Origin of the sequence: Streptomyces antnestii, from assembly GCF_004005495.1 — a bacterium.
Taxonomy (GTDB): Bacteria; Actinomycetota; Actinomycetes; order Streptomycetales; family Streptomycetaceae; genus Streptomyces; species Streptomyces antnestii.
Window position 1 is genome coordinate 1,014,248 of the sequence record NZ_RZYA01000001.1, and the last position, 18,562, is coordinate 1,032,809.

17 protein-coding genes and 1 pseudogene are annotated in these 18,562 nt (G+C 68.1%); 12 read left to right on the forward strand and 6 right to left on the reverse strand.

All coding sequences use genetic code 11. From position 1 onward, the window contains the following. Together EOT10_RS04250 and EOT10_RS04255 are read right to left on the reverse strand one after the other, a co-directional pair. Positions 1-942, reverse strand: a complete 942-nt coding sequence (locus EOT10_RS04250; RefSeq protein ID WP_189491100.1) for a dihydrodipicolinate synthase family protein — start codon at positions 940-942, stop codon at positions 1-3. 43 nt (positions 943-985) lie between these two features. Next, entirely contained in the window at positions 986-1,954 is a 969-nt protein-coding gene (locus EOT10_RS04255) for a LysR family transcriptional regulator (protein WP_127826636.1), read from the reverse strand. Between the two features lie 102 nt (positions 1,955-2,056). On the opposite strand from EOT10_RS04255, the gene EOT10_RS04260 reads away from it, so the two are divergent. Together EOT10_RS04260 and EOT10_RS04265 are read left to right on the forward strand one after the other, a co-directional pair. Beyond that, positions 2,057-3,394 (forward strand): MFS transporter, encoded by a 1,338-nt coding sequence (locus tag EOT10_RS04260; RefSeq protein ID WP_127826637.1) that lies wholly within the window; start codon positions 2,057-2,059, stop codon positions 3,392-3,394. Between the two features lie 16 nt (positions 3,395-3,410). Further along, positions 3,411-4,784 (forward strand): FAD-binding oxidoreductase, encoded by a 1,374-nt coding sequence (locus EOT10_RS04265; RefSeq protein WP_189491103.1) that lies wholly within the window; start codon positions 3,411-3,413, stop codon positions 4,782-4,784. Positions 4,785-4,836: 52 nt separating this feature from the next. Here EOT10_RS04265 and EOT10_RS41670 read toward each other — a convergent pair. Continuing rightward, a pseudogene (locus tag EOT10_RS41670) lies at positions 4,837-4,941 on the reverse strand (LacI family transcriptional regulator); the annotation flags it as partial. Between the two features lie 104 nt (positions 4,942-5,045). Here EOT10_RS41670 and EOT10_RS04275 point away from each other — a divergent pair. Next, positions 5,046-5,231: a hypothetical protein gene (locus EOT10_RS04275; protein ID WP_189491106.1), complete on the forward strand. Its 186-nt coding sequence runs from the start codon at positions 5,046-5,048 to the stop codon at positions 5,229-5,231. Positions 5,232-5,607: 376 nt separating this feature from the next. Here EOT10_RS04275 and EOT10_RS04285 read toward each other — a convergent pair whose 3' ends face one another. From EOT10_RS04285 to EOT10_RS04295, 3 genes are all read right to left on the reverse strand, one after another. Then, positions 5,608-6,708, reverse strand: coding sequence for a LacI family DNA-binding transcriptional regulator (locus EOT10_RS04285; protein ID WP_127826639.1), 1,101 nt, complete (start codon positions 6,706-6,708; stop codon positions 5,608-5,610). Positions 6,709-6,750: 42 nt separating this feature from the next. After that, positions 6,751-7,629 carry a PfkB family carbohydrate kinase gene (locus tag EOT10_RS04290; RefSeq protein WP_127826640.1) on the reverse strand — a complete coding sequence of 293 codons (879 nt, stop codon included), beginning with the start codon at positions 7,627-7,629 and terminating at the stop codon, positions 6,751-6,753. Positions 7,630-7,836: 207 nt separating this feature from the next. Next, on the reverse strand, positions 7,837-8,838 hold the full coding sequence (locus EOT10_RS04295) for an SIS domain-containing protein (protein ID WP_127826641.1): 1,002 nt from the start codon (positions 8,836-8,838) through the stop codon (positions 7,837-7,839). Positions 8,839-9,198: 360 nt separating this feature from the next. Here EOT10_RS04295 and EOT10_RS04300 point away from each other — a divergent pair, with 360 nt between their 5' ends. From EOT10_RS04300 to EOT10_RS04340, 9 genes are all read left to right on the forward strand, one after another. Beyond that, positions 9,199-10,518 (forward strand): ABC transporter substrate-binding protein, encoded by a 1,320-nt coding sequence (locus tag EOT10_RS04300; RefSeq protein WP_127826642.1) that lies wholly within the window; start codon positions 9,199-9,201, stop codon positions 10,516-10,518. Between the two features lie 27 nt (positions 10,519-10,545). Then, entirely contained in the window at positions 10,546-11,433 is an 888-nt protein-coding gene (locus EOT10_RS04305) for a carbohydrate ABC transporter permease (RefSeq protein ID WP_127826643.1), read from the forward strand. Further along, positions 11,427-12,263: a carbohydrate ABC transporter permease gene (locus EOT10_RS04310; RefSeq protein WP_127826644.1), complete on the forward strand. Its 837-nt coding sequence runs from the start codon at positions 11,427-11,429 to the stop codon at positions 12,261-12,263. Before EOT10_RS04305 ends, EOT10_RS04310 begins: the two co-directional genes overlap by 7 nt. A gap of 94 nt (positions 12,264-12,357) precedes the next feature. Then, the gene (locus EOT10_RS04315; RefSeq protein WP_127826645.1) at positions 12,358-12,972 is read left to right on the forward strand and encodes a TIM barrel protein; all 615 of its coding nucleotides are present in this window, start codon (positions 12,358-12,360) and stop codon (positions 12,970-12,972) included. Between the two features lie 845 nt (positions 12,973-13,817). After that, positions 13,818-14,675, forward strand: a complete 858-nt coding sequence (locus EOT10_RS04320) for an ABC transporter substrate-binding protein (RefSeq protein ID WP_223280747.1) — start codon at positions 13,818-13,820, stop codon at positions 14,673-14,675. Further along, on the forward strand, positions 14,672-15,421 hold the full coding sequence (locus EOT10_RS04325) for an amino acid ABC transporter permease (protein WP_127826646.1): 750 nt from the start codon (positions 14,672-14,674) through the stop codon (positions 15,419-15,421). The genes EOT10_RS04320 and EOT10_RS04325 overlap by 4 nt, the downstream gene beginning before the upstream one ends. After that, positions 15,418-16,188: an amino acid ABC transporter ATP-binding protein gene (locus EOT10_RS04330; protein WP_127826647.1), complete on the forward strand. Its 771-nt coding sequence runs from the start codon at positions 15,418-15,420 to the stop codon at positions 16,186-16,188. The genes EOT10_RS04325 and EOT10_RS04330 overlap by 4 nt, the downstream gene beginning before the upstream one ends. Further along, complete coding sequence (locus EOT10_RS04335; RefSeq protein WP_223280748.1) at positions 16,188-17,309, forward strand: LacI family DNA-binding transcriptional regulator; 1,122 nt, start codon at positions 16,188-16,190, stop codon at positions 17,307-17,309. Before EOT10_RS04330 ends, EOT10_RS04335 begins: the two co-directional genes overlap by 1 nt. Before the next feature lie 116 nt (positions 17,310-17,425). Continuing rightward, positions 17,426-18,553, forward strand: coding sequence for an NAD(P)/FAD-dependent oxidoreductase (locus tag EOT10_RS04340; RefSeq protein ID WP_127826648.1), 1,128 nt, complete (start codon positions 17,426-17,428; stop codon positions 18,551-18,553). Positions 18,554-18,562: the final 9 nt, after the last annotated feature.

The window sequence follows — 18,562 nt, forward strand, 5'->3', positions numbered from 1 at the left end:
TCAGTCCACGACCGGCAGGCCGAACTGGGTGAGTGCGCGAGCGATTTCCTGGAGCGCGTCCGGATCGGAGATGGGCAGTTTGGGGCGGCGCGGGTAACCGCCGGGCTGGCCCTGGAGGTTCATGACTGCTTTGAGGGAGGCCTGCATACCGCCGTAGCGCCAGTTGTACCCGTCGTGGTCCTGCCCCTTGAGCCGGTCCATGAACGCGGCGAAGTCGTCGGCGATCCGCCCGGCCTCCTCGAGGTCGCCCTTCCACGCGAGGTCGAAGAAGCGCGGCATGCGGCTGCCGAGGGGCATGCCGGAGCCGAAGTGACCGTCCCCGCCGTGACCGCCGGCGATCGCGGCGAGACCGTGCCGGGAGAGCATGTTGCCGAAGACGAGGGTGGTGTCGCCGACCGCTTCGATCGTCGCCTGCAGCTCGCTGTCGTCCGCGACGCTCTGCTTGATGGCCACCACGTTGGGGAGCTGGACCAGCTCGCTGATCTGGGCGACGGTGAGGCGAGTGCCGTTCTCCTGCGGGAAGTTGTACAGCCAACAGGGCAGGCCGGTACTGGCCGCGACCTCGGTGATGTAGGCGTGCAGCTCGGTGGGGGTGGGTCGCACCGCCGGCGGTGGCGGCACCATGATCGCGTCGGCGCCCGACGCCTCCGCGTGCCGTGCGAGCTCCACGGCGTCGGCCGGTTGCGCGTGGGTGACCGCGATGATCACGGGGACCTGCCCGGCCGCGGCGGAGACCGCGGTCTCGGCGAGCCGCTTGCGTTCCTCGGTGGACTGCGCGGCCCATTCTCCGGTGCTGCCGTTGACGAGCAGCCCGTGTGCCCCCTGCGTGACGAAGAGCCGCACGGTCGCGCTGAACGCGTCCAGGTCGAGGTCGCCCTGCGCGGTGAACGGGGTGGGCAGTGCGGCGAAGTAGCCTCGCCAGTCAATATCATGACGGTTCATCAGCAGTCCTCCGGCAGACACGGTGTGCAACGGAGGTTTCACGCTAATCGAGCGTCGATGCCTGCTCGATGCCGTTGATCTGCCGATCATTGCCCTGATGGGTATCGTCGGTCCGGGGTACAGTGCGCACCAGGTGCTGCAGGTCGTCGCGGGTCCGGCTGATCTCGCCGCGCCGCCAGCCGAGCAGCACGTCCGACCGGGCTGGCCGACCGCGCAGCTGGAGGAAGCCGACGCCGGGACGGGGCACCCTGGCGATCTCGCCAGACACCAGCGCCACGCCCTCTCCCGCGGCGACCAGGGTCAGCAACATCGGTGTGCTCTGCGCCTGGTGGGCGACCATCGGCGTGAATCCGGCCGCCGCGCAGCCGCTCAGCGTCGCGTTGATGAGTCCCTGGCCGAGCGCCCGCTCGTAGAGTACGAACGGCTCCTCGGACAGCTCGATGAGGTCGATCTCCGCCCGCCCCGCGCGGACCAGCCGGTGGTTCGCGGGCAGCGCGGCCATGAGCACGTCGGTCCACACCTGCTCGAAGGACAGGGCGGGGTCGGCGTTCGCCGGGGCCCGCAGCAGGCCGCAGTCGATGGTGCCGGCGTGCAGTGCGTCGATCTGCTCCTGCGTGTGCAACTCGTGCAGCCGCAGGTCGATGTCCGCGTGCAACTGGCGGAACGCGCGCAGCACTCGGGGCAGCAGGTCGATGGCCAAGGGCTCGACGTAGCCGAGTACGAGACGGCCGACCTGTCCGGTCGCGCGCTGCCGGGCCAGCTCGACCGCCCGGTCCAGGCGGGCAAGCACCACCACGATCTCCGCGTACAGCGCGGCGCCCGCCGGGGTCAGGTCGACCCGACGGGAGCTGCGTTCGAGGAGGGTGACCCCGATCGCGCGCTCCAGCGCCTGCACGTGCCGGGTCAACGGCGGCTGAGTGGTGTGGAGTCGGCGGGCCGCGCGCCCGAAGTGCAGTTCCTCGGCGACCGCTTGAAAGACTCGGAGCTGCTGAACGGTCGGATCATTGCTCATGAGGGCATCAATCGGCTGGTGATCGGCAATGCTGGACTATCGGTTCTGGGCCCGACGTGTCGCTAGCGTACGGCTCCCGACGTCCGGAGAGGACCGTTCCCCATGACCGCACCCACAGCCCCCGCCGGCAGACCCTTGCGTCGTGCCGTCCTCGCGACGGCCATCGGCAACTTCGTCGAATGGTTCGACTTCTCGATCTACGGCTTTCTCGCGCCAGTCATCGCGACCCGGTTCTTCCCACACGAGGACGGCACCGCCGCGCTGCTGTCCACGTTCGCCGTCTTCGGCCTCGCGTTCTTCGCGCGGCCAGTGGGCGCCGTGGTGTTCGGCCGGATGGGCGACCGCCTGGGCCGCAAGCGCACCCTCGCACTGATCGTGCTGCTGATGTCCGGCTCGACCGCCCTGATCGGCGTACTTCCCACCTACGACAGCGTGGGCCTGCTCGCGCCCCTCCTGCTCCTCGCACTGCGCCTCCTCCAGGGATTCTCCGCGGGCGGCGAGTTTGCCGGCGCGTCCATCATGATCGTGGAGAGCGCGCCACAGGCACGGCGCGGGCTCTACACCAGCGCCCTGTCCACGGCGACGTTCCTCGCGTCGGCCACCGGTGTGGCGCTCACCGCGCTGCTCACCCAGGGCATCGGTGTCGACGCGATGCAGGCGTGGGGCTGGCGCGTGGTGTTCCTGATCGCTCTGCCCGCCGGACTGGTCGGCCTCTACTTGCGATTCAGGGTGGAGGAGACACCCGACTTCAAGCGTCTCGAACAGCGGGCCGAAGTGCGCCAGGCACCCATCCGTGAGGCGCTGGACACCCAGCGCAGGCCGATCACCACCCTGTTCCTCCTCATCATGATCAACGCGGTGGCCTTCTACGTCCTCGGCACCTACTGGCCGACATTCCTGACCACCCACGCGGGGGTCGACCGCGTGACCGCGCTGTGGTCGTCCGCTGCGGCCTACGGCGTCCTCATCGCCTGCGCGCCCCTGCACGGCCACCTCGCCGACCGGTTCGGACGCAAACCGATGCTGGTGTACGCGACGGTCGGCTTCGGCGTGCTCGCGATACCCGCGTTCCTGATCTCCGCCCAGGGCGGCTTCTGGTTCGCCTTCCTCGGCCAGTCGCTGTTCGCACTCATGGCCGGCGCCTTCAGCCCGGCCTCCAGCCTCATCGTCTCCGAGCTGTTCCCCCCACACGTGCGCTACAGCGCATCGGCCATCGGCTACAACCTGTCGTACCTGCTCTTCGGCGGCACCGCGCCGTACATGTCGGAGTTCCTCATCAGCAGCACGCACTCCACCTACGCACCGGCCATCTACATCACGGCGATCGCCGTCGTGTCCGCTCTGGCGGCGGTGTTCCTGCTGCCGGAGACCTCGCCCCTGAAACGGCGTCGCGAGCCGTCCACCGAGCCGGCGACGGTGCTGCCCACAACCGCCCGCTGACCACATGGAGGCCCTCGTGCCCACTGCGGCACTGGAAGAACTCGGCGAATTGGTCGGCCCGGCCGGTCTGCTCACCACCGCGTCGGATCTCGCCCGGTACGAACACGCGCCCAACCGGCTGTCCGGCCGGGCCGCATTCGTGGTGCGGCCCGCCGACACGGCCGAGGTCGCGGCCGTACTGGACTGGGCCCACCGTCACCGCATCCGGCTGGTGCCGCAGGGGGCCAACTCCGGACTCGTCGCCGCCGCACTGCCGGACGGCACGGGCGTCCTGTCCACCGAACGCCTGCGTGGCCGGTTCGACGTCGACGTCACCGGCCGCACCCTGGTCGTCAGCGCAGGCTGGAATCTGGACGAGATCAACGAACGGCTCGCCGCCGACGGCCTGCACCTGCCGGTCGAGGTCGGATCCAGCCCCTCGGCCGGCGGCATGGTCAGCACCAACACCGCCGGCTCGCATCTGATCAAATACGGCGACGTACGAAGCCGGGTGCTCGGCCTGCGCGCAGCCGTCCCGGACAGCGCCGGAACCGTACTGGACCTGCTGCGCCCCCTGCGTAAACGCAACGAAGGACTCGACCTCAAGCAGGTCTTCATCGGCACCGCCGGGGCGTACGGCGTGGTCACCGAGGCCGCGTTCGAACTGGCGCCGCTGCCCGCATCCCGGGCCGCGGCCTGGCTCGCGGTGCCCGAACAGCACCTGCTGGATGTGTTGACCGATCTCGAAAGCCGCTGCGGGCCCGCACTGTCAGCCTACGAGGTCGTGTCTCCCACTGCCGTCAGGTTGCTCGCGGACCACTTCCCGCAGCTGACGCACCGGGTGCCCGACAGTGGCGGATTCCTGGTCCTGGTGGAGGTCGCGGCCGCCGACGACCAAGCCGACGACCTGCTCACCTCCGGCCTGGAGGCAGCCACCGACCGGGGCCTGCTCACCGACGCACGCGTCGGCCCGGCACACCACATGTGGGAAGTCCGGCACGCCATCCCGGAGATCACCGAACGGATGGACCCGGTGCTCAGTCTCGACCTGGCCGTGCCCCGCTCCTGCATCGCCGCCTGCCGCGCCGACGTCGTCGCCCAACTCGCCCTGGCCTACCCGCACATCGAACCCATCGAACTGGGCCACTACGGCGACGGCGGCATCCACCTGATCCTGCCGCTGCCCGAGGACATCGCAGCGGATCGCGACGCAGTGAACGCGCTGCGGATGTTCGTCTACGACATCGTGGTCCATCGACACGGCGGCACATTCAGCGCCGAACACGGCATCGGCCCGAAGAACTACGACGCCTATCTCCGCTACGTGCCGGAGCAGGTGCGCATGGTCGCCGGGGCGCTCAAGAGCCACTTCGACCCACGCGACGTACTCGGAAGCGTTTCCCTTCGCTGAGGTGAGGTGTGTCAGGTCTGACGGCCGGCGAATGTGTCGGCACCAGGTAGGGCTACCGCCCAGGCGGCGCCACCGTGCTCCGCCCTTCCACGAGTCGTGTGGGGACGAGCGTCGTGCCGCGTTCGGTCTCGCTCTGGCGTACATGCCGCAGCACTGCGAGTGGCGATACATCATCCGTGCAGGCCACTGGGCTGATCAATGATCACTCGCGCCACCCTGCGGCTCGCAGGTGCGATGGTTGCCCGGGCATGATGAGCTGTTGTGCTGCTGCGCTTGGCCTACCTCGCCATGACGAACACGTTCTCGCTCGTACACCTGCTGCCGATGAGCGACCGCGGCAAGGGGATCGAGATCCTGATGCTCAGACACCCGCTTGTGGTTCTACAACGCCAAGTCGACAAGCCTGCGTTCACACCGAGCGACCGGTTACTGCTGCCGGACTCCTGATGCGAACTCGCGCAGCGCGTGGAGCACTCTCCATGATGGAGTTCATCCGCGGCATCCGGATCCCGCTGGTGACGACCTTCAGCCCGGCGTCGGCCAGCACCACCCCGTCGAAGGCCTGTGTGAACTTCGACCTGGATGCGGCGGGTGGAGTGCTCGATCACTGCAAGGAGGCGCCGGCCTTGATATCCAGCGCGGCGAGTTCACCATGGATCCGGCGGTACCCCCCTTGCGGTGCCACCGCAAAAATTTCTCCGGGCGCACCAGCAGCCCCTTCACCTGGGCGGATGATGTGTCGGCACCCCCAGACCAGGGCCACGATCTGCGTGGATGAGTCTTCGGCAGGGGCACTGTTTGCGGGGCGGGCGCCGGGTGGTTTTCAGGGTGAAGCGGGTGGTGGTGCGACCGATGAGCGCACGATGAGGCGTGCCCGGAGCGTGTGTCTCTCGTGGCGCGGAACGGCTCCTTCGAGGATGTCGAGGAGTACTTCGGCCGTTTTGGAGCCCAGTTGGTGCACCGGCTGTTCGATCATCGTCAGGGGTGGGTCCATGACTGCGGCCCAGGCGCTGTCGTCGAAGCCGATGAGGGATACGTCGCGCGGATAGGACAACTTCCGTGCCTTTACCGCGCGCAGGGCACCTGTCACGGCGTCGTTCTCGGTGCAGAACAGGGCGGTGGCGCGTTGGGGGAGGGCGAGCATCCGGGCGACTTCCTGTGTCGCGCGTTCCTCTACCTTCGGCCCGACCATCACCAGTTCCGGGTCGAAGGGGATGCCCGCGTCGTCGAGTGCGTCGAGGTATCCGCGTAGTCGTTCCCCGTCGGTCCACAGGTTCCGGGAGGCGGCGGCGATCAGTTCCCGTCGTGTCGCAGGTGCTTTCTCCACCGGCGGTCCCCAGATGAATCCGATGCGCCGATGCCCGGCCGTGATGAGCGTCTCGACGGCCTCACGGGCCGCCTCCCGGTTGTCGATGACTACGGCGTCAAGTTCCAGTGAGGACACGGCGCGGTCGACGAGGACGACAGGGATGCCCCGGTCCAGCGCTGTGCGGATGTGGCTGACTGTGCTGCGGTCGACCGCGGCTGACGCGATGATCATGCCGTCGACGCGTTTGTCGATGAGGACGTTGGTGGCCGCGATCTCCTCATCGAGTTTCTCGTAGGTGCTCAGGACGAGGGTGTCGAAGCTCCGGGCGCGCGAGGTGTCGCAGATTCCGCGTACGACGCCGGCGAAGAAAGGGTTGCCGATGTCCGCGACGATCACCCCGAGGGTGTGGCTCACGCCCGTCGACATGCTGCGGGCGAGCGCGTTCGCGCGGTAGCCGAGCTTTTCGGCCGCGGCGAGCACCCGCTCTTTCAACTCGGGGCTGACGTGCCCGTACCCACCGAGCGTGCGGGCCGCGGTCGCCCGGCCGACGCCGGCCTCGGCGGCCACCTCGGAGATCGTCGGTGGCCCCGACGGGCGGGGCCGCTCTCCTGACATTGCTCGGTACCTCACTTCTTTTCGTCGACGGCTGTCCACATGCTAGACAGGGTCGGTTGCCCGGTGGGGCCGGCCATGGCCGAATGCGGCCTCGGTGAAGCACTGGTCATGGGCGGTGTCGGCCCCGTCGTACAGTGCGCGTTCCAGCGTCCGGCGGTCGGGTCGGGCTGACTTCGACCAGCCGGCGTGTAGCAGGGAGACGACGAAACCGGTGAGGAAGGCGTCGCCGCAGCCCATCGTGTCGACGAGGGGCTTCTCGCCGTCGAGGCGCGCGGGCGCCGCGACGGTGACGCGACCGTCGTGGGCGATGGCTCCCTCGGCGCCGCGGGTGGCGAGCGCGAGTCCGGCTCCCCGCCGTACGGCCTCGGCCAGGAGTTCCCGGGTGGCGGTCTCGTCCAGGTGGGAGCAGGACAGCAGGACCAGGTCGGTGTGCGGGCAGACGCGGTCCAGGTAGGCGGGCGTACGGAACTCCTCCTCGCTGGAGAGGTCGAAGGTCACGAGCGTGTAGAGCCCCGCGAGCTTGGGCAGTTCGCTTTCGCTGCGGGAGTACACGCTGGAGTGCACGACGTCGAAGGAGGACACATAGCCGAGCAGTGCGCTGTCGAGCACAAGGGGGTCCTGCACTGTGACTCCGCCTCCGTTCCAGCCGAGGAAGATCCGGTCGCCGGTATCGACCCGCAGGGTGGACAAGCCGCTCTCGCCGTCACGCACGACGCAGTGGTCGACGGCGACACCCGTGTCGGCGATGGCATCACGCAGGAAGCGGCCGAGGGCGTCGCTGCCGAACACCCCGAGATACGCCGCCTCGAGACCGAGGCGCTTCGCGTACACGGCCACGTTCACGCTGTTGCCGCCCGGATAGTCGATGCCGCGGTCGACGAACCGGTCGACGATGTTGTCACCGAAGCCGAGGACACTCAAGGGGGTTCTCCTGTGCGCTGGCCCGGCACACCACGAGGCGGGACACGGGTGGGTGTCCTGCGCCGGACGCTGCACCGGGCATGAGGGGGCGGGGGACCGACGGGGTGGCCGCACGCCGTGGCCCCACGCAGTAGGAGGGCGCAGAGCCGCAGCGCGCCTGCTCCTGCCGCCGGCGGTTCCGGGGGCGGCAGCGGCAGGCTCGGCCGTTCAGTAGTCCATGACCCGGTAGTAGCGGCGCAGGTCCAGCGAGTGTCCGCGTACGCGCTCGAGGTGCTTGCTGACACGACCCATCACGGTGTCGAGAACAATCGGGGAGAGCAGACCGCGGAACTCCGGGCTGATGCCTTCCAACGCGTGCTCGCGGGTGTCGAAGACGGTGACGTCGCGGGAGATGCGCTTGGCGAAGGCCTCGGCGCGGTCGGTGAGGGGGCGGGTCTCGTCCTCGCCCTGGAAGATGATCACGCTGGTGTCCTGCTCGAGCAGTTCGAGCGAGCCGTGGAAGAACTCGGCGCTGTGCACACGGGTGGTGCGCAGCCACTGCATCTCCTCGAGGATGCACATGGAGTAGAGGTAGGTGAACCCCCACAGGTTTCCGCCGCCGACGAGGAAGTGGTATTCGGTGTCCTTGTGGGCCTCGGCGAACGCGGCGGCTGCCGGCTCCGCGTGCCGCGCCACCTCCAGGAGGGCACCGGGAAGGCCGGCGAGTTCGCCGGCGAACCTGTCGTACCCCTCGAACTCGCCCCGCCGCGCCAGCAGTCGGCCCATGAACAGCAGCATCTGGGGATCGAACGGCCAGGCCTTCGGCTCCGACACGAGCGCCACGTCGACGCTCTGCGCGACGGGGGAGTCGGGGTATCCCGTGAAGCCGATGGTGAGTACGCCCTTGGATCGGCAGTACTCGATGGCCCGCAGGCTGTCCTCCGTGGTGCCCGACACCGAGGTGAAGACGGCCGCCGAGCGTTCGCCGAGCGCCGCGTCGCCGGTGGTGACCAGCTCCGCTGCGATCACGGCGCGTACCGGCAGTGTCGAGGTGCGGCGGGCGAACTGCTCGTAGGGCCACATCTGGGCGTAGGTGCCACCGGCGCCGACGAGGAAGAGGCTGTCGAAGCCGTCGTCCACGAGTCGGTCGGCGACCTCTTCGATCCGGGGGCGCAATGCCACCGTGCTCGCCAGCTGGGAGAGGAATTCCGGCTCGTCGAATCCGAGCATCTTCGCGTCCTTTCGGGAACGGGTGCGGCCGGCGGCGCTGAGCGACCTGATACCGGTATCACGCGGGCCACACGCTGACACAAGGGATGGGTAGCGTCAACAGAGCGTCCGTATCGGCGGGTCGGTGATCGACTGCAAAACCTTATATGACCTGCCAGTTAATGAAATCTGAGTGCCTCGGCCCGTCGGTGGCGTGTTAGCCCTCGCCGTTCCGCAGAGAAGATCTTCGTCTTGGCCCTGGTACCGGTATCAGAATCTCTGTACAGTCGCCGCACGCCGCAGGACGTGTCACGGACACCCGCAGCGGTTCCGACGCGCCCGCCCCTCCCGCGGGCCCGCCCACTCGACGAAAGGAAGCCCATGCGCGCTCGTGCACTGACGCGGTCCGCGGCACTCCTCGGGGCCTCGGTACTCGTCCTCACCGGCTGCCTGGCCGGACCGGCGAAGGGTCCCGCGGCCGACGTGACCGCGAAACCGGAGTACTCCGGCACCTTGAGCATCCTCACCAAGTTCGCAGGCGACCCCCTCGAGCGTTACTTCGAGGACCTCGCCACCGCGTACGAGCGCAAGCATCCGAAAGTGCATGTCGAGCTCATTCAGGAGACCGACCAGAGCATCAAGGACAAGACGAAGACGCTCACCGCCTCCGACGCACTCCCTGACATCTACTTCACCTGGGCGGGCAACTGGGCCGACAACTTCGTCCGCGGCGGCCGCGCGGCGGACCTCACCAAGGTGATCGGCCCCGGCACCCGGTGGGGACGGACATTCAGCAAGCCGTCCCTGTCCGCCTTCGCCCACGACGATCACTACTACGGGATACCGCTCTACAACAACGGCAAGTTCATGGGCTACAACAAGTCCGCCTTCGACAAGGCGGGCGTGGAGGTGCCGAAGACTTTCGACGATCTCGTCGCCGCCTGTCCCGCACTGCGCAAGGCCGGCTACGAACCCATCGCCTTCGGAAACAAGGACGGCTGGCCCGCGCTGCACTACCTGCAGCAGCTCTTCGCCCACAACGTCCCGAGCGCCGTCCGCGAGGCCGACTACCGGGCGAAGACAGCCAAGTGGGACGACCCCGGCTACCTCGCCGCGCTCAGGCAGTTCAAGACCATCGTTTCCACCTGCACCGACACCGGCCGCGGAACGAACGGTGTCCTCTATACCTCCGCACAGGAAGCCTTTGCCCGCGGCAAGGCCGCCATGTACTACCAGGAGGTCCTCGAGTTCGACAGCACCACATCCGGCGGGATCCTCAAGCCCAAAGACCTGGGCATCTTTCCCCTGCCCGCCGCAGCCGGCGCGAAGGGTGACCCGAAGGTCGTCGAAGGAGCACCCGAGGGGTACTTCGTCAACGCCCGGTCACCGCGCGCCGCACTCGCCGTCGACTTCATGAAGTTCGTGACGAAGCAGAGCAACGCGAAAACCCTGTCCGCACCGCCCTACGGACAGCCGAGCACAGTGGTCGGAGCGGTGACACCCCAAACCTCCAGCAAGGCCGTCCACGAAGGCATCACCATGGTCAACAAGGCTCCCCGACTGGCGGGTTGGCTCGACATGGTGACCGAACCCAAGGTCTCCGACGCATGGCTGGCCGGCGGCGAAGCGCTCATCAGCGGAAGCAAGACGCCCGAACAGGTCCTGGACAGCGTGCGCCAGGCGTCGAAATCCGCCAAGTAGTCCGCGAGGCCGAAGGGAAACAAACAGGTGCACACCCTGTACCGAAGAGCAGCCGGACTCGCGTGGATACTGCCCGCCCTCGTGCTGCTCGGCGTCTTCGTCTACCTGCCGCTCGTCCAGAACTTCGGGTACTCCACGCTGTCGTGGGACATCTACAGCGGCAGCCAGCACTTCGTAGGCCTGGACAACTACCGTCACCTGTTCGACGACCCGGTCTTCTGGACCTCGTTCACCAACAATCTTTCCTACGCGCTCCTGTCGGTCATCTTCCAGGTCTTCGGCGCCCTGCTTCTCGCCGCGCTCGTCGAGAGCATCCGCAGCACGCGATGGCAGCGCGCGCTCCGGACGGTCTACTTCATACCCTCCGCTATCTCCCTGACCGTCGCGGGACTGCTCTTCTACTTCATCTACGAGCCCAACCTGGGGCTGCTCAACCATGCGCTCGACGCGGCCGGGCTTGGCAGGTTCGAGCACTCGTGGCTGGGTGAGGAGAACACCGCGATGACCGCGGTCATCGCGATGAGCCAATGGCAGGGCTTCGGATACTCCACCCTCCTGTTCGCCGTCGCGATCCAGCGCATCCCCTCGGAGCTCTACGAAGCGGCAGCCATCGACGGTGTCGGCCCCGTCCGCCGCTTCTTCCGGATGACGCTCCCGCTGGTGCGGGAGATGACCGCCCTGATGACGATGGTGACCGTCTCGGGTGCCTTCCAGGTGTTCAACGAGGTCATGGTGATGACCAGCGGCGGCCCCGACAACTCCACCCAGGTCCTCGGAACCTGGCTGTACCGCAACGGCTTTGTACGCAACGACTTCGGCTACGCCGCGGCGATCGGCACCGTGATCTTCGTGATCACCCTCGCGATCGCGATGGCGCAGCTGTGGATCACCCGTAGACGAAGGGTGGAATGGTGACCCGCCTCGGCTTCCTCGGCGTGATCGCGCGCCTGTTCATGTGGGCCTTCCTTCTGGGCCTTGCGGTGGTGGTGCTCTATCCGCTGCTGTGGATGGTGCTGAACGGGTTCAAGACCAATGCCGAACTCTTCGGCAACCCCTTCGCCCTCCCCACCCACCTGAGCTTCGACAACTACCGCGACGCGTGGAACCGCGGCGTGAGCAACTACCTCGTCACCAGCGTCCTGGTCACGGTGACCTCCACCATCGCGACCGTGTTCATCAGCGCCTGGGCGGCATACGGACTCACCCGGGTGAACATCCCCCTGAACAAGGTGCTCACCGCCGTCATCCTCGGTGGCCTCATGCTCACCCCGACCGTGGCACTCGTACCGCTGGTGCGCATGTTCCAGGCGATGGGCCTCTACAACAGCTTCTGGGCGCTGCTCATCCTGTACACAGCCTTCCGCGTCCCGTTCACCACCTTCCTGATCCGCGCCTACATGATCGACCTGCCGCGCGAGGTGGACGAGGCGGCCCAGATCGACGGGGCCGGCCGCTGGTCCGCGTTCTGGCGGATCATCCTGCCGATGTGCAAGCCGATCATCACCTCGACGGTCCTCCTGCATGTTCTCTTCGCCTGGAACGAGTACCTCTTCGCCATGGTGTTCACCAACGGCAGCGATATACAGACCCTGCCGGTCGGGCTGACGAGCCTGATGAGCAAGCACGGCACCGATTTCCCCGTGGTGTTCGCCGGCATGGCGATCGCAGCCGTACCGGTCGTACTGCTCTTCCTGTTCGGGCAGCGCTACATCGTCAAGGGCCTCGCCGACGGAATCGGCAAGTGAACGACCCCCTGCGACAGGAGAGTTCATGGCCACACACCTGCGGAAGTTGACCGGATCCAACTTCGCTTACCAGTAGCAGCCGTTCGAGACCTTCCTGGACGGCGCGGCAGCCCTCGGTTGCGAGAGGCTCGAACTGTGCGGTGTCGCACCTCACTTGCACATTCCGCAACTGAGTGATGGCCACGCGCGCGGCATCCGCCGCCGTATCGAATCGCGCGGCCTCGCGGCATACTGCCTGACACCCGAGCAGGTGATGTACCCGGTCAACGTCGCCTCGCCGGTCGACTGGCTGCGCACGCAGAGCATCGCCATGTTCCGCCGGGCGGCCGAACTGTGCGCCGAACTCGGAGTGGAGCTGCTGCTCCTGACTCAGGGCCGGGGCCTGGAGAACGAGCCGGTGGAGGCCGCCTGGCGCCGGTCCGTCGATGCGATCGGCGACATCGCCACCTACGCGGACACGCTGGGAGTGACGTGCGTGCTCGATCCGCTCCAGCGTGGAGTCGAACCTGGTCAACGACTCGCGGACGCTGGCGGCGATGCTCGACGAGATCGGCTCCACCCGTATCGGAGCAGTGCTCGACACGGTGGCGATGGCCGTGGCCGGAGAGGGCATCGACAACGCCTTCGACGCGCTCGGCGACCGCATCCGCCATGTGCATCTGATCGACGGCCGACCGAGGACGTCTCCGTGCCGGAACGCACCTTTTGAACTGCCGAGTTGGTGCCGCGCCGGCCATGCGTTGGAATACGGCTCACAGCGCGCACGGCGAGACCGTGTGCACTCGGCCGCCTCGCGCGGTAAGGCGGCACGCACCGCCGATGACCCGCAATTCCAGCGCTGGACGGTAGCGCTTACTCGCGGAAGCAGAGCTGCGAGCACCATGTGGTCTCTGCGGGCGATGGGGGTGGGGCTGTGCCATGAAGGACGGCCGGCTTGGTGCCGGAGTTCACGTCTTGTCGACATCGGTGGCTGCGGAAGCCGAGCCGGCAGGCGAAGCCGACCGAGGAGCAGGCAGCCGAATGCGCCGACCAGACGGGACGTCGTCACGGGACGCAAGCGTGCGCCGACAGCTCACGACACCTTCGAAGTCCGCGGGGTGCACCGGGTGCAGCCGTCCGTATCGATGCGAGCGCGCCCAACGCGCAGGACCCGGCGCAAGGGCCATCGCGACGAAAGACGGCCGTTGCAAGGTGATCCCGTGGGCCGCCCGGCAGCGAGCCTGACGGCCTGCCTAGGTGCCCGGGATCGGTGGGCCGGGTCTGCATTTCTCGTCGTGTGCACGCGAGAGTCTTGACGGTGTGGAGTCGCGGTGAGAACGTTCTCTCACTTGCTTTGAGAGAACGTTCTCTCGAAGTGGTGAAGGGGGCGCGACCCCGCCGCCTCCGCTCTTGGCCCTGCTTCGGGAACCACCCGGGCGGCTGCCGTCATCGAATGCCGACCGCTGCGGTTCGGCCTCGTCGAGCAGGTCAACCTCGTCTGCCCATCGTCCGAGCCCAGCGAACGCGGATTCGGACTCAGCCCACGCACGACGTCCCAGCACGTATGGAGGAGCAATGGGGAAGTTTCGTTCGGCACAGGGGGTGGTCGTCGCGGTCGCCCTGTCGATGTTCGCCGCGACCGGCTGCAGTTCCGGCTCGACGGCCGGTCATGACGGGGCGACGGATAAGTCGACCGGAGTGGCCGAGGCGGGCACGCTGAAGATCGGCACGTCGAACAACATGAAGCCGTACGCGTACGAGGAGAACGGCAAGCTGACGGGGTTCGAGATCGATCTGATCTCGGCCGCCGCGCACAAACTCAAGCTCAAGCCGCAGATCGTGGCCCTGGAGTTCTCCGGACTCCTGCCCGCGGTCAACAACCGACAGTTCGATGTGGCCGCCGCCGCGATCGGCATCACCACGCCGCGCGAGAAAATGGTCGAATTCTCCGACGGCTACCTCGCCGGATACTTCGGGGTGCTCACCGCCCCGCGCAGCGGCATCACCTCCGACGTCGCCACCGTGAAGGGCAAGCGGATCGCGGTCCTGCAGGGCTCCATCTCGGACACCAACTCCGGGAAGTTCCTCCCGGGTGCGAACATCGTCCGGTTCCCCGACGCCAACTCCGCCGACCTGGCGCTGAAGAACAACCGCGTCGCCGGCTTCTTCAGCGACTTCGAACCTAACCTGGCCATCGCCAAGAAATACCCGGCCCTGCACCTGAAGCAGCCGATCACCGTCCCGGCCACGGACTTCCCCGCCGGATGGGCGGCGCGCAAGGGCAACACGGCGCTGGTGCAGAAGCTCAATGGCGCCCTGAAGCAGCTGGTCAGAGACGGCACGTGGCTGAAGCTGTACAAGAAGTACTTCCCGAAGGCGCCGGTGCCCACCCGGAGCGAGCTGCCGCCGTACACCGCCAAGGGGCAGCCGTGAACGACCTCTTGAACAACTTCTTCGACTGGCAGCTGATCCGCCAGGTCCTGCCGGACCTGCTGACCTACGGACTGCGCAACACCCTGGTCCTCGCAGTGTCGTCCGCGCTGCTCGGAAGTGTCATCGGCATGATGCTGGCGATCATGGGCCTGTCGCATCGCCGCTGGCTGCGCCTGCCGGCCCGCGTCTACACGGACGTCTTCCGCGGTCTGCCCGCGGCGCTGACCATCCTGATCGTGGGCGAGGGCGTGTTCTCCGCGCAGATCAGCTGGCTCGCCTCGCCGTACCCGGTGGCGGTGCTGGCCATGAGCCTGATGGCCGGTGCGTACATCGGCGAGATCTTCCGGTCGGGCATCCAGAGCGTCGAAAAGGGGCAGGGCGAGGCGTGTCGCGCGCTGGGACTCACCCATGGACAGGCCCTGCGCCTGGTCGTCGTCCCCCAGGGGGTGCGCCGGGTCCTGCCAGCGATGGTCAACCAGTTCATCGGCATCATCAAGGACTCGAGCCTGGTGTACTTCCTGGGTCTGGTCACCACGCAGCGTGAGCTGTTCCGCATCGGCCAGGACGACGCGGTGACCGCCGGCAATCTGTCGCCGCTGCTGGCCACCGGCCTGTGCTATCTGCTGCTGACCGTCCCGCTGACCCACCTCGTGAATTACATCGACCGGCGCCTGCGGGAGGGCTCCCGTCCCGTCGTGACGGCCGAGGAGCCGTCGCCCGTCGAGCCGAAGGAGGCGCTGGCATGACGACACCTGACCTGGCGGTCCCCCCGGGCTCGCAGCAATACGAGGGGGCGTCGTTGGAAGCCCGCGACATACGGATGAGGTTCGGACCGGTCGAGGTGCTGCGCGGGGCCGACCTGGCCGCACAGGCCGGCGAGGTCGTGTGCATCGTCGGCCCGTCCGGCTCGGGGAAGTCGACGCTGTTGCGCTGCCTGAACGGCCTCGAGACCCGCACGTCGGGCGATGTCCTCCTCGGCGGCGAGGACACCTCGGCGATGGACATCAACCTGCTGCGGCAACGGATCGGGATGGTGTTCCAGCACTTCAACCTCTTCCCGCACAAGACCGCGTTGCAGAACATCACCCTCGCGCTGTGCAACGTGAAGAAGATCCCGAAGGACCGGGCCGCCGGGATTGCGCTGCAGCGGCTGCGGGACGTGGGCCTGGCCGACCGTGCGGGGCACCGGCCCACCCAGCTGTCCGGCGGTCAGCAGCAACGGGTCGCCATCGCACGGGCGTTGGCCATGGAGCCTCAGGTGATGCTTTTCGACGAGGTCACCAGCGCGCTGGACCCCGAACTGGTCAAGGGCGTGCTGCGGCTGATGGCCGACCTCGCACGCGGAGGCATGACGATGATCGTTGTGACACACGAAATGGGCTTCGCCCGGCAGGTCGCCGATAGGGTGGTGTTCATGGACGCCGGAGTCGTGGTGGAGTCGGGACCGCCCGAGCAGATCTTCGATGCGCCGCGGTCCCCGCGGCTCAAGAAGTTCCTCTCACAGGTCCTGTGATGGCGACCGGCACAGGCACGGGCGGGGGGCGCCGACGCCCGACGGTGGCCGACGTGGCGCGTGAGGCCGGAGTGTCCGTGGCCACGGCCGGCAGGGCGCTGGGTGACTACGGCCGGGTCGGCGACGACCTGCGCGACCGGGTGAAGGCAGCGGCGGACCGGCTGGGATACTCGCCCAACGTCGTCGCGCGCAGCATGCGATCCGGCGGCACACACAGCATTGGTTTCGTCGGTGCCGACATCTCCAACCCCTTCTTCGCCACCGCGCTGCGCGGCGTGTGCGACGTGGCCCGCGAGCACGGCTACGAGGCGATTCTCACCAACAGCGACGACCGGCTCGACGTCGAACGCGCCGCGGTCCAGGTGCTGTTGGACAAACAGGTCGAGGGCATCGTCGTCGCCCCGACCTCGGTCACCGACGTGGACCACCTGAAGCGGGCTCAGGAAGTCGGAGTGCCGATCGTCCTGCTCGACCGGTCGAGCAGCGCGCTCGACGCCGACAGCGTCGTGATCGACAACGAGATGGCCGCCCACGACGCGGTCACCTACCTGTTGAACCTGGGCCACCGCCGGATCGGCATGCTGGCTTGCGTGGACGTCGAGGAGAGCCCGGAGGTCGTGGCGCGCGCCGGCACGGGCCGACTCCAGGCACGTGGCGCCGCGAGGCCCTCGATCGACCGTATTCGCGGCTATCTCGCCGCGATGGACGACTACCTGGCGCCCTCCTCAGCCGACCTGGTCCGCTGCACGGGGCTCGGCAGCCCGGCCCAGGCCGAGCGGGAGGCCGACGCCCTGCTCGCACTCGCGCAGCCACCCACCGCGGTCTTCGCCGCCGACAACGTCGCCACTCAGGGCGTGTTCAGAGCGGCCCGCCGACGAGGCCTGGCCATCCCCGGCGACCTCTCGATGGTCGGTTTCGACGACCTGGACTGGACCACACTGGTCGACCCGCCGCTGACCGTCGTGGCCCAGCCGCCTCTGGACATGGGCCGTACCGCCGCGGAGCAGCTCTTCGCGCGTATCAAGGGCGAGGACCGGCCGGGCGAGCGGATCGTTCTGCCGACCGAGCTGATCGTCCGCTCCAGCGCCGCCGGACACGGCGCGCAGAAGCGCTCCGCCTGATCCACCCCAAATCCCTGGCCGGTACGCCTTGGCGTCCGGCACCCAACCCCACGGTGGTCGTGCACCCCAAGTGGGGGCAACGGTCATGCCTTCATCGGCACATCGAAAGGTTTTCCATGCGTACATCCATTTCGCGTCCCCGCGTCGCAGTCCTGGGCGGTGGCGTCATCGGGGTGTCCACCGCGTCGCAGCTCGCCCGCCGAGGGGCGGAGGTGGTCCTCGTCACCGAGGGCGAACTGGCCGACGGTGCCTCGGGCCGCTCGCTGTCCTGGCTCAACTCCTTCGGTGGCATGCGCTCCGAGGCGTATCACCAGCTGCGGCTCCTCGGCATCGACCGGTACCGCACGTTCGCCACCCGCGTCCCCTCGTCCGACTACCTTCGGTTCGACGGCGGGCTGACCTGGGCGGCGGCGGGCGAGTCCGCGTCGCACCGCGCGGCGTTCGAGCACATGCGGCGCAACGGGTACGACGCCGAGTGGCTGACCCGCGACGAGGTGGCCAAGCGGACGCCCGGCGTGGACCCGGCCGCGATCCCCGACGACGGTGCGATCTTCAACCCGGGTGAGGGCTGGGTGGACCTGGTCCCGCTCGTCCGGCAACTGGCCGGCGAGATCGCCGTCGCTGGTGGCCGGATCGTCACCGGCGGGGGCGCCGCCTCCGTCGTCGTCGAGGGGAACCGCGCGGTCGCCGTGCGGACGGGCTCGGGCGAGATGATCGACGTCGACGCGGTCCTGCTGGCGACGGGCGCCGACGTCCCGGGCATGGTGCGCCAGTACGGGGTGGAGATCCCGGATGCGACGCCGCAGGCGCTGCTCGTGCGCACGAAGCGCGTCGATACGTCCCTGCGTGCCACGCTGAACACTCCGCGCGTGGCCCTGCGGCCCACGCCGGACGGGTCACTGGTGATGGACTCCGATGCCTCGGCGGCCGAGGTGATCGCCCACACGGACGGCAGCTACGAGGTCAAGTACTCCACGGTCGAGCAGCTGTTGCGCGAGGCGTCGGCCGTGCTGGCCGGCAACCCGCACCTGGAGCTGGACTCCTACGGTGTGGGCCGCAAGCCGATCCCGGGAGACGGCGAGCCGGTGTTCGGCGAACTCGACGAGGTGGCAGGCCTGTTCGTGGCGTTCACACACAGCGGCGCGACGCTCGCCCTGATCGTCGGCGAGGTGCTGGCCGACGAGATCACCACGAGGGAGCGCAGCCCCCTGATCGAGGCATTCCGGCCCGGCCGTTTCCGCTGACCACCGGGA

Excerpts from the sequence above, each read along its gene's own strand:
- EOT10_RS04250 (WP_189491100.1), bottom strand. The coding sequence starts at position 942 with ATGAACCGTCATGATATTGACTGGCGAGGCTACTTCGCCGCACTGCCC.
- EOT10_RS04255 (WP_127826636.1), bottom strand. The coding sequence starts at position 1,954 with ATGAGCAATGATCCGACCGTTCAGCAGCTCCGAGTCTTTCAAGCGGTC.
- EOT10_RS04260 (WP_127826637.1), top strand. The coding sequence starts at position 2,057 with ATGACCGCACCCACAGCCCCCGCCGGCAGACCCTTGCGTCGTGCCGTC.
- EOT10_RS04285 (WP_127826639.1), bottom strand. The coding sequence starts at position 6,708 with ATGTCAGGAGAGCGGCCCCGCCCGTCGGGGCCACCGACGATCTCCGAG.
- EOT10_RS04295 (WP_127826641.1), bottom strand. The coding sequence starts at position 8,838 with ATGCTCGGATTCGACGAGCCGGAATTCCTCTCCCAGCTGGCGAGCACG.
- EOT10_RS04300 (WP_127826642.1), top strand. The coding sequence starts at position 9,199 with ATGCGCGCTCGTGCACTGACGCGGTCCGCGGCACTCCTCGGGGCCTCG.
- EOT10_RS04310 (WP_127826644.1), top strand. The coding sequence starts at position 11,427 with ATGGTGACCCGCCTCGGCTTCCTCGGCGTGATCGCGCGCCTGTTCATG.
- EOT10_RS04320 (WP_223280747.1), top strand. The coding sequence starts at position 13,818 with ATGGGGAAGTTTCGTTCGGCACAGGGGGTGGTCGTCGCGGTCGCCCTG.
- EOT10_RS04330 (WP_127826647.1), top strand. The coding sequence starts at position 15,418 with ATGACGACACCTGACCTGGCGGTCCCCCCGGGCTCGCAGCAATACGAG.
- EOT10_RS04335 (WP_223280748.1), top strand. The coding sequence starts at position 16,188 with ATGGCGACCGGCACAGGCACGGGCGGGGGGCGCCGACGCCCGACGGTG.
- EOT10_RS04340 (WP_127826648.1), top strand. The coding sequence starts at position 17,426 with ATGCGTACATCCATTTCGCGTCCCCGCGTCGCAGTCCTGGGCGGTGGC.